Raw genomic sequence first — 12767 nt, forward strand, 5'->3', positions numbered from 1 at the left:
GCTTGCCACCGACAATGCGATGCGGATGATGCAGGCTCCGATGTTGACGCTCGTTCCCCATCCCGAAACGCCCTGCGATGCACTCGACGCGATCGAGGTCGACCTCCAGTCGTCGCGCAGCGGGCTGCGGCTCCATTACTATCTGCGCGGCGATCTCGACCGCATCGTCATACCCGCGCCCAAGCCCTCGCAACGCCGCCACGAATTGTGGAAGTCGACCTGCCTTGAAGCGTTCGTGAAAGGCGATAGCGGGCCTGCCTATTGCGAGTTCAACTTTGCGCCGGACCGTGCTTGGGCAGCCTATGCGTTCAAAGATCGCCGCGAGGGCATGCACGACACGCCCGCACGGGTCGAGATCCATATCGGACGTCATCCCGGCCTGTTCGAGCTGACCGCGCATCTCCAGGCCGACTTTTCGCCCGACGCACGTCTCGGCCTGTCGGCAGTGATCGAAGAGAGGGATGGGCGGATCAGCTATTGGGCGCTATGCCACCCGTCCGACCGGCCCGATTTCCACGATCCGGCGGGCTTCGTCCATCGCCTGGGGACCCCATGATCCAGTTCGGTATCGACCGCTTTCTCGCCGATCCCTCGCTGCGCAAGCCGCTCGAAGGCAAGCGTGTCGCCTTGTGCGCGCATCCCGCCTCGGTCACTGCCGATCTCGTCCACAGCCTCGATGCGCTAGCCGCGCTCGACGACATCACGCTGGCTGCCGCCTTCGGGCCCCAGCACGGGATCAAGGGCGACAAGCAGGACAATATGGTCGAGAGCGACGACTTCATCGATCCCGTCCACAACATTCCGGTCTTCTCGCTCTACGGCGAAGTGCGCCGCCCGACCGCGGCGATGATGGAGCCGTGGGACGTGCTGCTGGTCGACCTGCAGGACCTCGGTTGCCGTATCTACACCTTCATCACGACCCTGCTCTATCTGCTCGAGGCCGCGGCCAAGCATGGCAAGCAGGTGATCGTGCTAGACCGCCCCAATCCCGCTGGACGGCCGGTCGAGGGGACCACGCTTGTTCCCGGTTACGAGAGCTTCGTCGGTGCAGGACCGATGCCGATGCGCCACGGCTTGACGCTGGGCGAGATGGGGCACTGGTTCGTCAAGCACTTCGATCTCGACGTCGACTATTCGGTGATCGCGATGGAGGGATACGCCATCGAAGGCGCGCCGGGCTTCGGCTGGCCGACCGAGCGGCTGTGGATCAATCCGTCGCCCAACGCGCCCAACGTCAACATGGCGCGCGCTTATGCGGGCACCGTGATGCTTGAAGGCGCGACACTGAGCGAGGGCAGGGGGACGACCCGCCCGCTCGAACTGTTCGGCGCGCCCGACATCGAGGCGCGCGCGGTCATCCGCACGATGCACGAGCTCGCGCCGCACTGGCTCGAAGGCTGCGTGCTGCGCGAAACCTGGTTCGAACCGACCTTCCACAAACATGTCGGGCAGCTTTGCCATGGCGTCCACATCCATGCCGAAGGCAAGTTCTACGATCACGAGGTCTTCAAGCCGTGGCGCTTGCAGGCGCTGGGTTTCAAGGCGATCCGCACGATCTTCCCCGGCTACCACCTGTGGCGCGGCGAGGAGTTCAAATACGAATATACCGAGGGCCACCTCGCCATCGACGTCATCAATGGCGGACCGGCCTTGCGCGAATGGGTCGATGACCGACAAGCGACCGCTGCCGACCTCGATGCCCTCGCTACACCGGACGAGCGGGCGTGGCGCGAGGAGCGCTCCAGTTCGCTGCTCTACTGAGTGACGGGGTTGCCCGGAGCCACGACCTCATCCTTTCGCTGGACGGCGAGACGGCGAGCGAGTGTGGAGGACACAAGCACGATCAGGCCGGCACCGATCGCGTCGACGGCGTAATGCCAACCGAGATGGACGGAGCCGATCACGATGATGGCGGCGTAGGCGTAGGCTAGAAATGCCAGCCGCGGCAGAACAGCCGTTACGCACATGGCAATCCAGAACGCGAGGCCGACGTGTAACGAGGGCATGGCGGAGATTCCCCCGCCTGGAAGTCCGCCGCCGATCAAGTAATCCCGCCATAGATAGTCGCGCGCCTCCACTGCCCAGGGCTGGTACGGCAGCGCGGCGAAGCGATCGCCGAGGCAGAGATGCTCGTAGAAGATCGGCCCTGCCGAGGGTAGAGCGTATTGTCCGACGGCCGTGAGCGACACGACCAGAAAATAGCTGAGGATCAATCTTCCCTTAGTATCGCTCTCCGGAAGAAAGATCAGTGAAAGGAGACAGATCGTCTTGAGCGGCCCCCAAGTCGCATAGGCGTCGTCGATCAGGGGGGAGGCCCATCCGAAGAGCCGATGGCTGATGATCCAGGGATCGTTGCCGAAGAACAGCAGATTGTCGACGTCGGCTAACACGTCATCGGCCCAGAACCCCGTCGCCTTGGGTAGCATCACCTTGAGCCACATCAGAACTGCAAGCTGGAGGGCAATCAGTCCGACCAGTCCCAGGAACACCATGACGGGCGTCTTCGGCATCGCCAGCAGACGGCGGGCGGGATGCTGTTCGCCTTCAAAGGCGAAACGCGCCAAGGTGTAGAGCATTCCCGCGACAACGATCAGCAGCGCTGCCGTGGAGAAGGTTATGAAATAGGCATCGAACGGCAGGCGATAGGGATAGCCGGCCCGAGATCCAATCAAGAGGGCGACGATATATTCGCAGGTGACGATAAACGCCGACATGATCAACCAGCGCGGCATTCCCTGATCCTGCATGGCCGAATCCCCAAATACAACGCCTGCATCCCCTAGAAAATGCCACGGGAACAGCGGATGGTTTACTAGTGGCGCCTGTCGTTTTGCAATGCTACGTAATAACGAGAGTTAGCAACGGGGCGTGGCCAATGACGAACGTGCAGACTGTGCAGGCCTTCTGGCGTGCGATCGCCGCGAGGGATGTGGACGCTTATCTCGACACGTTCGCCGCCGACGCGGTTGCGCACGATCCGGCCAACGGTCCCGCGCTCGACAGCCGCGAGGCGCGGCGGGAGTTCATGGAGAACCTGCTTGCCGGGTTCGACGAGATCGAAACGACCATCGACTTCGTGACGCCATGCGGCGACCGGCTCACTGCGGCCAAGTGGACCGTTCGCGGAACCTCGCAGGAAGGACAGCCGATCCATCTCGAGGGCATCGACACGTACGAGCATGACCGCGATGGAAAGCTCGTCGCGATGAAAGGCTATTTCGAGGCCTAGGCCTTCTTGCTCAATTCGCGCATCGCCTCGTCGAGGCCGTCGAGGGTGAGGGGATACATGCGATCCCCCATCAACTCCTTGAGGACACGCGTCGACATCGAGTGGCCCCAGTAGCGCTCGGGCACCGGGTTGAGCCACACCGCCGACTTGTAGGCATCGGTCAGCCGCTGCATCCAGGTTGCGCCGGCCTCTTCGTTATAATGCTCGATCGCGCCGCCCGGATGGGTGATCTCGTAGGGACTCATCGAAGCATCGCCGACGATCACGACCTTATGGTCGGGGCCGAACTTGTGAATGATGTCGTAGGTCGGCGTCTGCCCGTCCCAGCGCCGCCGGTTCTCCTTCCACACACCCTCGTAGATGCAGTTGTGGAAATAATAGTGCTCGAAATGCTTGAACTCGCTGCGCGCGGCGGAGAAGAGCTCGTCGACCATCTTCACGTGCGCGTCCATCGAGCCGCCGATGTCGAGGAAGAGCAGCAGCTTGACCGCATTGTGCCGCTCGGGGCGCATGCGCACGTCGAGCCAGCCCTGGCGTGCGGTGCCGTCGATCGTGCCTTCGAGGTCGAGTTCGTCGGCAGCGCCCTCGCGCGCGAACCGGCGCAGGCGCTTCAGGGCAACCTTGATGTTGCGCGAGCCCAGTTCCTTGTCGCCGTCGAGATCCTTGAACAGGCGCTTTTCCCAGATTTTCATCGCACGGCCGTGGCGCCCGGGACCGCCGATGCGCACGCCTTCGGGATTGTAGCCGCCGTGTCCGAAGGGGGAGGTGCCCCCGGTTCCGATCCACTTGTTGCCGCCCTGATGGCGCCCTTCCTGCTCCTCGAGCCTCTTCTTCAGCGTCTCCATAATTTCGTCCCAGTCGCCCAGGCTCTTGATCGCTTCCATCTCCTCGGGACTGAAATAGCGCTCGGCGACGCTCCGTAGCCAATCCTCGGGAAGCCCGCGCACCAGATCCTCGCCCTCGACCCGCTCGAGCCCCTTGAAGACCTCCGCGAACACGCGGTCGAACCGGTCGAGATGCGCCTCGTCGTGCACGAAGGTCGCACGCGCGAGGTAATAGAATTGCGTCGGGTCGGCGGCGATCACCTCGCGATCGAGCGCCTCGAGGAGCGTCAGGTGTTCCTTGAGGCTGGCGGGCAAGCCCGCGGCGCGCAACGCATCGACGAAGGAAATGAACATCGGCCCAGCCCCTAGCGCGCCCCGCGATGTCGGGCAAATGGGTCGGGCAATGGCGTGGTTAACGAAGAAGTAGGGGTTTTGGGATTAGTGACAAGGATCGGAACAAGGATTTTGCGGGGGATTCCCATGGCCACGATGGGTATCGAGGAAGTTACCGAAGACGCCATTCGCACGGTTGCACGCGACTGCGGTTCGCTGTCGATGGAGTGCAGCGACGTTGCTGGGTACGTCGAGGATGTCGCGACTAGGATCGCGGAAAACCTCAAGACTCTCGACACGCTCGAGGAAGTGACGACGCGGCTGCTCGCCGACCAGGCGCGCGTGTCCGATTCGACCGACGAGGCGCGGCTCCTGTCGGAGCAGGCCAAGACCAAGCTCGAGGACGGGCGCGCGGCGATCGAGGACACGATCGCGGGCTTCAAGGGCCTCACCGAACTGGTCGTCGACCTTGGCGAGCGCATGGCGGGCTTTGCCGGCGCGATGAGCCAGGTCCAGTCGGTCAGCTCGACCATCGAGGTAATCGCGCGCAAGACCAACATGCTCGCGTTGAACGCCACCATCGAGGCGGCGCGCGCGGGCGATGCGGGCCGCAGCTTCGCGGTGGTTGCCGCCGAAGTGAAGAAGCTCGCGCACGACACGCGCAACGCCACCAGCCAGATTGCCGAGACGATCGGCGAGCTGACCCGCGAAGCGAGTGCGGTCACCACCGACATCAAGACGGGCGTCGAGCGCAGCCGCGCTGCGCAGGCCGGTTTCTCGGCGATCGGCGACACGGTCCGCGAAGTCAGCGAGATCGTCGGCATGGTCGACCGCCAGACCGAAGGCATCGCCCAGTCGACCAGCCTGATCCAGACCAGCGTCGACCGCGTGAAGGCGGGCCTGTCCGAATTCGCCGCCGACGCGCGAGACAATGGCGGCCAGCTTATCAAGTCGCAAAAGCGCCTCTCGCATCTCGAGACGCTGACCAACACGATGCTCGATACGCTCGCCAACTCGGGCGCCGAGATCGACGACACGCCGTTCATCCTCAAGGCACAGGACGCCATGCGCGGGGTCGTTGCTGCGGTCGAGGCCGCGATCGATGCGGGCGAGCTGACGGTCGAGGACGCGCTCGATCGCGACTACCAGCTAATCGAAGGGTCCAACCCGCCGCAGTACAACAACCGCTTCTGCGATCATGCCGACCGGCTGATCCGTCCGATGATCGACCGCTTCAAGGCGTCGGACGAGCGGATCATCGCCTGCGCGGTGACCGACGTGAACGGCTATCTACCGACCCACCTTTCCGAGCGTTGCCAGGTGCCGGGTCCCGACCCCATCTGGAACGATGAACATTGCCGCAACCGTCGCATCTTCATGGACGAGACGACGCGCCGCGCGGTCAACAGCGACAAGGCGGCGATGCTCGCCACGTATCGCATGGAGCTGGGCGACAAGACGATCCCGGTGAAGAACGTCTTCGTGCCGCTCTTCTTCAAGGGGCAACGCTGGGGCAATTTCGAACTCGCCTACCGCGACGACTGATTTTCACGAACCTCACGCGAGGAAAGGGGCGCGATGGCCGCAAGGCTGCCGCGCCCCTTTTTGCGTCTCACCACTCGCGCCGCTGCATGACGAGCTGGAGGATGATCGCCGCCACGATCCCGCCGCCCAGGCCCAGCGCCAGCGCGACATCGGCGCGCCACGGGTCGCTTGCCATCTGGTTGATCGGCATCATCCAGGGGATGACGACGCCCTTCTCGGACGCGTAGGCGCCCAGCGAGAGGAGGATTCCGCCGAACCCGATGACAAGGGGGGGCACGAACGAGCGGAAATAGAGGGCGAGCGCGTACTGGACGACGAGCATCAGCTGCGCTGCCCCGAACACGCGCAGCAGCGTCTCGCCGGTCCAGATCATGTCGACGCGCCCTTCGACCTGGCCGGGCAAGAAGTGCGCGAAGAAAAGGTCCGTTGCGCCGATGCCAAGCCACAGGATGAGGTGCCAAAGGCCAAGCACGATCGCGGCGGCGGCAAGCTTGAGCAGATAGATACGGCGGCGCGCGCCGGGCAGGGCAAGGAGCGGGTCCCATGCACGCGGCTGGTGCTCGAGCTGGGCAAGGACGACGGTGAGCGCCAGCACGCCCAGGGGCATCAGCGCCTGTGCCCATAAAGCGACCGTGCCGCCGCTCAAGCGCATGGCGGTCGTTCCCTCCATCAATCCGATCAGGAAGCCGAGCAGCAGGACGAGGCCCGGGACCGCAGCACTCAACACGTAGACGAGCGAGCCCTTGAGCTTGGTCAGTTCGCTTGCGATCAGTCCGGAAGTCCGGACGGCGATGGGGTCAGTAAGCGCTGACGCGGTCATGATAGAATTCCTCGAGGCAGAATTTGCGAGGGATCAGCGCGTCGATTTCGACACCGCTTTCGACGAGCAGGCGGTTGAGGCGGGCAGGTCTCCACCCGTCACCAAGCGTGACCTGGTGCGCGCCGCCATCGCAGCGGGCATCGAGGCCGAGCCGGTGCAGTTGGGATGCGAGCCTCTCGTCGGCACTGGAGACGGCGACGGTCGGCGGGCCGCTACGAAGATCCTCGAGCGGGCCCTGGTGGATCAGCCGGCCTCGCGACAGCAGCCCGATATGGGTCGCGACCTTCTCGATTTCGCTCAGGAGATGAGAACAGATGATCATCGTGCGCCCCTCGGCGAGCTCGACGAGGAGCGTGCGCATCGCGCGAATGCCTTCTGGATCGAGACCGTTCAGCGGCTCGTCGAGGATGATCAGCGCGGGATCGCCGATCAGCGCGCGGGCGATGCCGAGCCGCTGGCGCATGCCGGTGGAAAAGCCGCCCACCTTCTGCCGCTCCTTGCCGGCGAGGCCGACCCGGTCGAGCAGGGCAGGGACGTCGCACTCGAGGCCCAGCGCGCCTGCAGTCACGCGCAGATTGTCGGCTGCCGAAAGATGGTCATAGAAGGCGCCGCCCGGGCTGTCTGCCATCGCGCCGATCAGCGGGCGGCGGTCGTGACGCAGCTCCTCGCCGAACAGGCTGATCGATCCGCTGCTGGGCCGACGAAGCCCGAGGATCATGCGGATCGTCGTGGACTTGCCCGCACCGTTCGACCCAAGAAACCCGTAGATCGATCCGGTCGGCACGCTGAGATCGATCCCGTCGACTGCGACGTGGTGCTTGAAGCTCTTGGTGAGCCCGAGGCTCTCCACTGCCCATTCCATCTTGACCGCTCCTCGTTTTGAATTTAAGCAAAACTTAAATCGGACTGATACATGTTTAAGTCAAGGTTAAATTCGAAAGGATGACCGTGATCGAGAAACGCAGTCGATGGATGGCGCGCGCGGCGCTCGGGGTCTTCGTGATCATGACGACGCTGTTCGCGGCGCAGAGCTGGGCCTTCCTGAAGGGCTCGGCGCCCCATGCGGCGTGGGCCGCGTTGCTGCTGCCAAAACCCTTCTATCTCTATGCGATGGGCGCGACCTGGTGGTGGCTGCGTCGTATCGGCGAGGGCGAGCGCTTCGGCGTCTCGCTGGCGCGTCTGATGCGCCGCGCAGGGCTGGCCCTGTTCCTCGGCGGGTTGATCGAGGTGTTCGGCACCAACGTCGTCACCAGCTTGACCGTCGGCCGCGCGCTCTATCCGATCAACGAGACCGCGATCGTCATCGGCGTGGTCGGCGTCGGGCTCTACGGCCTCGCCGGCCTTATCGACGAGGCTCGCCAGGTGAAGACCGAGCTCGAGGAGTTCGTCTGATGCCGATCACGGTAACGCTCGACGCGATGCTCGCTGCGCGCGGCATGACCGGCAAGGAACTGGCCGAGCGGATCGGCATTTCCGAAACGCAGCTCAGCCTGTTCCGCTCGGGCAAGGTCAAGGGGGTTCGCTTTTCCACGCTCGATAGGATGTGCGCGGAGCTGGGCTGCAAGCCGGGCGACCTGCTCGACCATGTCCGCAAGATCGAGGGCGGCTACTAGCGTCCATCGCGCCGCGCGATAAAGGCCAGCTTCTCGAACAGCATCACGTCCTGTTCGTTCTTCAAGAGCGCGCCGTGGAGCGGCGGGATCGCCTTGCGCGGATCGGCGTCGGCGAGCACTTCCATCGGCATGTCCTCGTGGAGGATGAGCTTGAGCCAGTCGATCAGCTCGCTCGTCGACGGCTTCTTCTTGATCCCCGGCGTCTCGCGCACCTGGTAGAAGATATCCATCGCCTTCCTCACCAGCATCTTCTGGATGCCGGGGAAGTGCACGTCGATGATCGCTTCCATCGTCTCGCGGTCGGGGAAGGAGATGTAGTGGAAGAAGCAGCGGCGCAGGAAGGCGTCGGGCAGATCCTTCTCGTTGTTCGAGGTGATTACCACGACCGGGCGGTCGGCCGCCTTCACCGTCTCACCGGTCTCGTAGACATGGAATTCCATCCGATCGAGTTCCTGCAACAAGTCGTTGGGGAATTCGATGTCGGCCTTGTCGATCTCGTCGATCAGCAGCACCGGAAGCTTGGGGGAGGTGAACGCCTCCCACAGCTTGCCCTTGCGGATATAGTTGGAAATGTCGTGGACGCGCTCTTCGCCGAGTTGCCCGTCGCGCAGTCGCGCGACCGCGTCATATTCATAGAGGCCCTGGACCGCGCGGGTGGTCGACTTGACGTGCCACTCGATTAGCGGGGCGTCGATCGCTTCGGCGATTTCGTGCGCAAGGACGGTCTTGCCGGTCCCGGGCTCGCCCTTGACGAGCAGCGGGCGGCGCAGCGCCACGGCGGCATTGACCGCGACCTTGAGGTCGTCGGTGGCGACGTAGGAAGAAGTGCCTTCGAATTTCATGCAGCCGCCCTAGGCGCGCACCGCGATGCGCGCAAGGCGGCGAAGGATCAGCCGTCGGCCTTATTGCGCGCTTCGGCGCGGGCTTCGAGAAGATCGAACAGGCCGCGATGCTGCAGCAGGAGCTGCTCGGCGCCAAAGCCCATGGCTCGCTCGGCAGCGGCGCCCGTAATGGCTCCGTCGACGACAGCGGCGCTGTCGGCATCGCCGGGCAGGACCGAGGCAGGCGCTTCCAGGCCGAAACGCTCGGCGGCGGTGTCGAGCACGGCGCGCACGAACGGCCAGTCGGCGACGAGCGCGGTCGCGGCGCCCAGCGCGCAACCGTTACGTTCGGAGGCTGCCAGCGTGTCGATCGCGCGGCGCTGCGCGACGAGCGCGGCTTCGGTCTGCGCGGCACCCGGCGTGGAGGGCAGGGGCCCGGCGAGCGCGGTAAGGCGCACAAGGTAAAGGCGCTCGCGGTCGAACCCGTCGGCGGCCTGCATCATCCAGTCGCGCACAGCGCCCGCGGGCGTGGTCGCAAGCGCCATCTCGATCATGCCGGGGTGACGGCCATAGAGCTGGCAGAGGAGGTGGACGGCGTCGGACAGGTCGCGCGCGGCATGCGGACCCGAGGCGCGACGCAGCTGGGCGCAATAGTCGTGCGCGGCAAGCCCATCGGCCGCCACCCGCGCTAGTTGCGCTTCGGCAATGCTCGCTGCCTTGCCGTTCACCGCGGTGCTCACCATCGCCCCTGTCTCCTTCGTCTCGTTGGCAGTGTTCGTTGGTGGGTAGACCACGTCCTTAACCGCCGCGCGTAAAGACGCGGTTACCTTGGCCTTCACCTTTTGGAGAGGCAGGTTAATTTGTGGCTCGAAACGGGACATTCTTGCCCGGTTGGAGGCACTTTCGATCGCGATGGCGGAAAAACTTTTCCGGGCATGAAAAACCCCGCGCCGGGCAGGCGGCGCGGGGTCTCGATCTCGTTCCTTCGAGATAAAAGCGTCAGGCCGCTTCGGCCAATGCCTCGGCATCGCTGGCGGGCACCGGCATCGTCTGCTCGGCAACCGTCACGTGCGGCACGACCATTTCCTTCGCGGGCGCGATGCGGCGCGACACGAAGACGAGCGCGCCCAGCGCCAGATAGAGCACGACCATCTGGACCGGCACCCAGAAGAGCGGCGCGATGAACGCCAGGCGCAGCCACAACGGGTTGAACCCCAGATCCTCGCCCAGCGCCTCGCAGACCCCGAAGATGGTGTCGTTGCGGGTGAACATGTTGGGCTTCTTCTCTTCCATCGTCATATCCTTCGTGGCGCGGGCCTGGCCGCTGATGCCCCACCATCAGCAAGCGCCATGCCAAGCGCCGATAATCCCGCGTTTCCGTGAAAAACTCCGTAGCACTCCAAAACTTAACGCATCCCGAACGGTGGGGTTCCCCACCAAATCTGGTGTGATTTCCCATATCGCGGGCGAGCGGTTCCGGCGCCAGCGAGCATCGACGGACGAGCCCGATGGCTCGCCCGTTCGACGAATGGAGGGACGGACGACTTACTGGTCGAGGAAGCTGCGCATCTTGCGCGAGCGCGACGGGTGCTTGAGCTTCCTCAGCGCCTTCGCCTCGATCTGACGGATGCGTTCGCGGGTCACGCTGAACTGCTGGCCGACTTCCTCGAGCGTGTGATCGGTATTCATGCCGATGCCGAAGCGCATGCGAAGCACGCGTTCTTCGCGCGGGGTCAGGCTGGCGAGGACGCGGGTGACCGTTTCCTTGAGGTTGGACTGGATCGCGGCATCGACCGGGATGACCGCATTCTTGTCCTCGATGAAATCGCCGAGGTGCGAATCTTCCTCGTCGCCGATCGGCGTCTCGAGGCTGATCGGCTCCTTGGCGATCTTCATCACCTTGCGGACCTTCTCGAGCGGCATCGACAGACGCTCGGCCAGCTCTTCCGGGGTCGGCTCGCGGCCGGTTTCGTGGAGGAACTGGCGGCTGGTGCGCACGAGCTTGTTGATCGTCTCGATCATGTGCACCGGGATGCGGATCGTGCGCGCTTGGTCCGCGATCGAGCGGGTAATCGCCTGGCGGATCCACCACGTCGCATAGGTCGAGAACTTGTAACCGCGGCGATACTCGAACTTATCGACCGCCTTCATCAGGCCGATATTGCCCTCCTGGATAAGGTCCAGGAATTGCAGGCCGCGGTTGGTGTATTTCTTGGCGATCGAGATGACGAGGCGCAGGTTCGCCTCGACCATCTCCTTCTTGGCGATACGCGCCTCGCGCTCGCCCTTCTGGACCTGGTTGACGATGCGGCGGAATTCGGAGAGCGCCATGCCGGTCGACTGCGCAATCTCGGCGATCTCGCCGCGGATGCGCTCGACGCTGTCCGCCTCGCCGGTCGCGAACGCGGCCCATTTCTTGTCGATCTTGGCGACGCGGTCGAGCCAGCCGTCGTCCAGCTCGTTGCCCATATATTCGTCGAGGAAGCCCTTACGGCTGACGCGGTGGCGTTCGGCAAGGCGCAGCATCTGGCCGCCCAAGGCGGTCAGGCGACGGTTGTAGCTATAGAGCTGGTCGACGAGATATTCGATCTTGGCGTTGTGGAACTGGACGCTCTCGACCAGCGCGGTCAGTTCGGCCGACAGCGTCTGGTAGCGCGTTTCCTTCGCCTTGGGGAAATCCTCGCCCGCCTCGAGCGCGGCAAGCCGTTCGCCCTGCAGCTTGGAGAATTTCTTGTAGAGCGACGTGATCTCGGCGAACTTCTCCAGCGCGGTGGGCTTCAACGCCTCTTCCATCTGCGCGAGGGAGAGGGTGTTGTCCTCCTCTTCCTCCTCGCGGCGCTTGCGCGCACGCTCGGCCGCGTCCTCGTCGCCTTCCTCGCCGTCCTCTTCCTCGTCCTCGACCTCGTCATCGTCGGTGATGGTGGGGCCGGCGGTCTCCTCGGAGATCTCGTCCTCGTCGTCCTCGCCATCCTCGGATTTGTCGAGCTGCTCCTGGGTCGGGCCCTTGGAGATCATCGCCTCCAAGTCGAGGATCTCGCGCAGCTGCATGCGCTCCTCGTTGAGGGCATCGGACCATTCGATGATCGCGTTGAAGGTGATCGGGCTTTCGCAAAGCCCCCAGATCATGAAGTCGCGCCCTGCCTCGATGCGCTTGGCGATGGCGATTTCGCCCTCGCGGCTCAAGAGTTCGACCGCGCCCATCTCGCGCAGGTACATACGCACCGGGTCGTCGGTCCGGTCGACCTTTTCCTTCGTATTGCCGGTCGGCTTGGCGGCCTTGGCGGCAGCATCCGCGTCGAGCTTGTCGTCATCGGTGTCGTTGTCGCCGTCGTCCTCGTCGTCCTCGTCCGATTCGACGATGTTGACGCCCATCTCGGAGATGGCCGACATGATGTCCTCGATCTGGTCGGGGCTCATCTGGTCCGAAGGCAGCGCCTCGTTGACCTCGTCATAGGTGAGGATCCCGCGCTTCTTGCCGCGCGCGATGAGCTTCTTGATCTTCGCGTCGTTGAGGTCGATCAGCGGCTGGTCGCCGTCATCCTGCTTCGCGTTGTCGGTGTTTTTCGCCATAGATAGTTGTGC

The 12767-nt window shown here is 64.1% G+C and carries 14 protein-coding genes; 6 read left to right on the forward strand and 8 right to left on the reverse strand.

Going from position 1 to position 12767, the window contains the following annotated elements; genetic code table 11:
- Nucleotides 1–40: 40 nt before the first annotated feature.
- Together NNY25_RS07285 and NNY25_RS07290 are read left to right on the forward strand one after the other, a co-directional pair.
- Entirely contained in the window at nucleotides 41–556 is a 516-nt protein-coding gene (locus NNY25_RS07285; RefSeq protein WP_265570683.1) for a DOMON-like domain-containing protein, read from the forward strand.
- On the forward strand, nucleotides 556–1761 hold the full coding sequence (locus NNY25_RS07290; protein ID WP_265571511.1) for an exo-beta-N-acetylmuramidase NamZ family protein: 1206 nt from the start codon (nucleotides 556–558) through the stop codon (nucleotides 1759–1761). The genes NNY25_RS07285 and NNY25_RS07290 overlap by 1 nt, the downstream gene beginning before the upstream one ends.
- Here NNY25_RS07290 and NNY25_RS07295 read toward each other — a convergent pair.
- Nucleotides 1755–2747, reverse strand: coding sequence for a phosphatase PAP2 family protein (locus NNY25_RS07295; protein WP_265570684.1), 993 nt, complete (start codon nucleotides 2745–2747; stop codon nucleotides 1755–1757). The genes NNY25_RS07290 and NNY25_RS07295 overlap by 7 nt on opposite strands.
- A 128-nt stretch (nucleotides 2748–2875) precedes the next feature.
- On the opposite strand from NNY25_RS07295, the gene NNY25_RS07300 reads away from it, so the two are divergent.
- Nucleotides 2876–3229, forward strand: a complete 354-nt coding sequence (locus NNY25_RS07300; RefSeq protein ID WP_265570685.1) for a nuclear transport factor 2 family protein — start codon at nucleotides 2876–2878, stop codon at nucleotides 3227–3229.
- Here the strand turns inward: NNY25_RS07300 and NNY25_RS07305 are convergent.
- Complete coding sequence (locus NNY25_RS07305) at nucleotides 3226–4407, reverse strand: vWA domain-containing protein (protein ID WP_265570686.1); 1182 nt, start codon at nucleotides 4405–4407, stop codon at nucleotides 3226–3228. The two genes, NNY25_RS07300 and NNY25_RS07305, sit on opposite strands and share 4 nt — an antisense overlap.
- Before the next feature lie 126 nt (nucleotides 4408–4533).
- On the opposite strand from NNY25_RS07305, the gene NNY25_RS07310 reads away from it, so the two are divergent.
- On the forward strand, nucleotides 4534–5931 hold the full coding sequence (locus NNY25_RS07310) for a methyl-accepting chemotaxis protein (protein WP_265570687.1): 1398 nt from the start codon (nucleotides 4534–4536) through the stop codon (nucleotides 5929–5931).
- A gap of 67 nt (nucleotides 5932–5998) precedes the next feature.
- Here NNY25_RS07310 and NNY25_RS07315 read toward each other — a convergent pair whose 3' ends face one another.
- Nucleotides 5999–6751 (reverse strand): ABC transporter permease, encoded by a 753-nt coding sequence (locus NNY25_RS07315; protein ID WP_265570688.1) that lies wholly within the window; start codon nucleotides 6749–6751, stop codon nucleotides 5999–6001.
- Nucleotides 6729–7613 (reverse strand): ABC transporter ATP-binding protein, encoded by an 885-nt coding sequence (locus NNY25_RS07320; protein WP_265570689.1) that lies wholly within the window; start codon nucleotides 7611–7613, stop codon nucleotides 6729–6731. The genes NNY25_RS07315 and NNY25_RS07320 overlap by 23 nt, the downstream gene beginning before the upstream one ends.
- An 86-nt stretch (nucleotides 7614–7699) precedes the next feature.
- On the opposite strand from NNY25_RS07320, the gene NNY25_RS07325 reads away from it, so the two are divergent.
- Nucleotides 7700–8143: a hypothetical protein gene (locus NNY25_RS07325; RefSeq protein WP_265570690.1), complete on the forward strand. Its 444-nt coding sequence runs from the start codon at nucleotides 7700–7702 to the stop codon at nucleotides 8141–8143.
- Nucleotides 8143–8364, forward strand: a complete 222-nt coding sequence (locus NNY25_RS07330; protein ID WP_265570691.1) for a helix-turn-helix domain-containing protein — start codon at nucleotides 8143–8145, stop codon at nucleotides 8362–8364. The genes NNY25_RS07325 and NNY25_RS07330 overlap by 1 nt, the downstream gene beginning before the upstream one ends.
- Here NNY25_RS07330 and NNY25_RS07335 read toward each other — a convergent pair.
- The 4 genes from NNY25_RS07335 to rpoD form a co-directional block, all read right to left on the reverse strand.
- Nucleotides 8361–9206, reverse strand: a complete 846-nt coding sequence (locus NNY25_RS07335) for an AAA family ATPase (RefSeq protein WP_265570692.1) — start codon at nucleotides 9204–9206, stop codon at nucleotides 8361–8363. The two genes, NNY25_RS07330 and NNY25_RS07335, sit on opposite strands and share 4 nt — an antisense overlap.
- A gap of 47 nt (nucleotides 9207–9253) precedes the next feature.
- Nucleotides 9254–9928, reverse strand: coding sequence for a DUF6975 family protein (locus tag NNY25_RS07340; protein WP_265570693.1), 675 nt, complete (start codon nucleotides 9926–9928; stop codon nucleotides 9254–9256).
- Nucleotides 9929–10184: 256 nt separating this feature from the next.
- A complete protein-coding gene (locus tag NNY25_RS07345; RefSeq protein ID WP_265570694.1) occupies nucleotides 10185–10478 on the reverse strand; it encodes a PspC domain-containing protein in 294 nt (97 codons plus the stop codon).
- A gap of 252 nt (nucleotides 10479–10730) precedes the next feature.
- Complete coding sequence (rpoD, locus tag NNY25_RS07350; protein ID WP_265570695.1) at nucleotides 10731–12755, reverse strand: RNA polymerase sigma factor RpoD; 2025 nt, start codon at nucleotides 12753–12755, stop codon at nucleotides 10731–10733.
- Nucleotides 12756–12767: the final 12 nt, after the last annotated feature.

This window comes from Sphingomicrobium nitratireducens (genome assembly GCF_026157035.1).
Classification (GTDB): domain Bacteria; phylum Pseudomonadota; class Alphaproteobacteria; order Sphingomonadales; family Sphingomonadaceae; genus Sphingomicrobium; species Sphingomicrobium nitratireducens.

Coding starts and splice junctions, on each gene's coding strand:
- NNY25_RS07285 (WP_265570683.1), top strand. CDS start 41: ATGTTGACGCTCGTTCCCCATCCCGAAACGCCCTGCGATGCACTCGAC.
- NNY25_RS07295 (WP_265570684.1), bottom strand. CDS start 2,747: ATGCAGGATCAGGGAATGCCGCGCTGGTTGATCATGTCGGCGTTTATC.
- NNY25_RS07300 (WP_265570685.1), top strand. CDS start 2,876: ATGACGAACGTGCAGACTGTGCAGGCCTTCTGGCGTGCGATCGCCGCG.
- NNY25_RS07305 (WP_265570686.1), bottom strand. CDS start 4,407: ATGTTCATTTCCTTCGTCGATGCGTTGCGCGCCGCGGGCTTGCCCGCC.
- NNY25_RS07310 (WP_265570687.1), top strand. CDS start 4,534: ATGGCCACGATGGGTATCGAGGAAGTTACCGAAGACGCCATTCGCACG.
- NNY25_RS07315 (WP_265570688.1), bottom strand. CDS start 6,751: ATGACCGCGTCAGCGCTTACTGACCCCATCGCCGTCCGGACTTCCGGA.
- NNY25_RS07320 (WP_265570689.1), bottom strand. CDS start 7,613: ATGGAATGGGCAGTGGAGAGCCTCGGGCTCACCAAGAGCTTCAAGCAC.
- NNY25_RS07330 (WP_265570691.1), top strand. CDS start 8,143: ATGCCGATCACGGTAACGCTCGACGCGATGCTCGCTGCGCGCGGCATG.
- NNY25_RS07335 (WP_265570692.1), bottom strand. CDS start 9,206: ATGAAATTCGAAGGCACTTCTTCCTACGTCGCCACCGACGACCTCAAG.
- NNY25_RS07340 (WP_265570693.1), bottom strand. CDS start 9,928: ATGGTGAGCACCGCGGTGAACGGCAAGGCAGCGAGCATTGCCGAAGCG.
- NNY25_RS07345 (WP_265570694.1), bottom strand. CDS start 10,478: ATGGAAGAGAAGAAGCCCAACATGTTCACCCGCAACGACACCATCTTC.
- rpoD (WP_265570695.1), bottom strand. CDS start 12,755: ATGGCGAAAAACACCGACAACGCGAAGCAGGATGACGGCGACCAGCCG.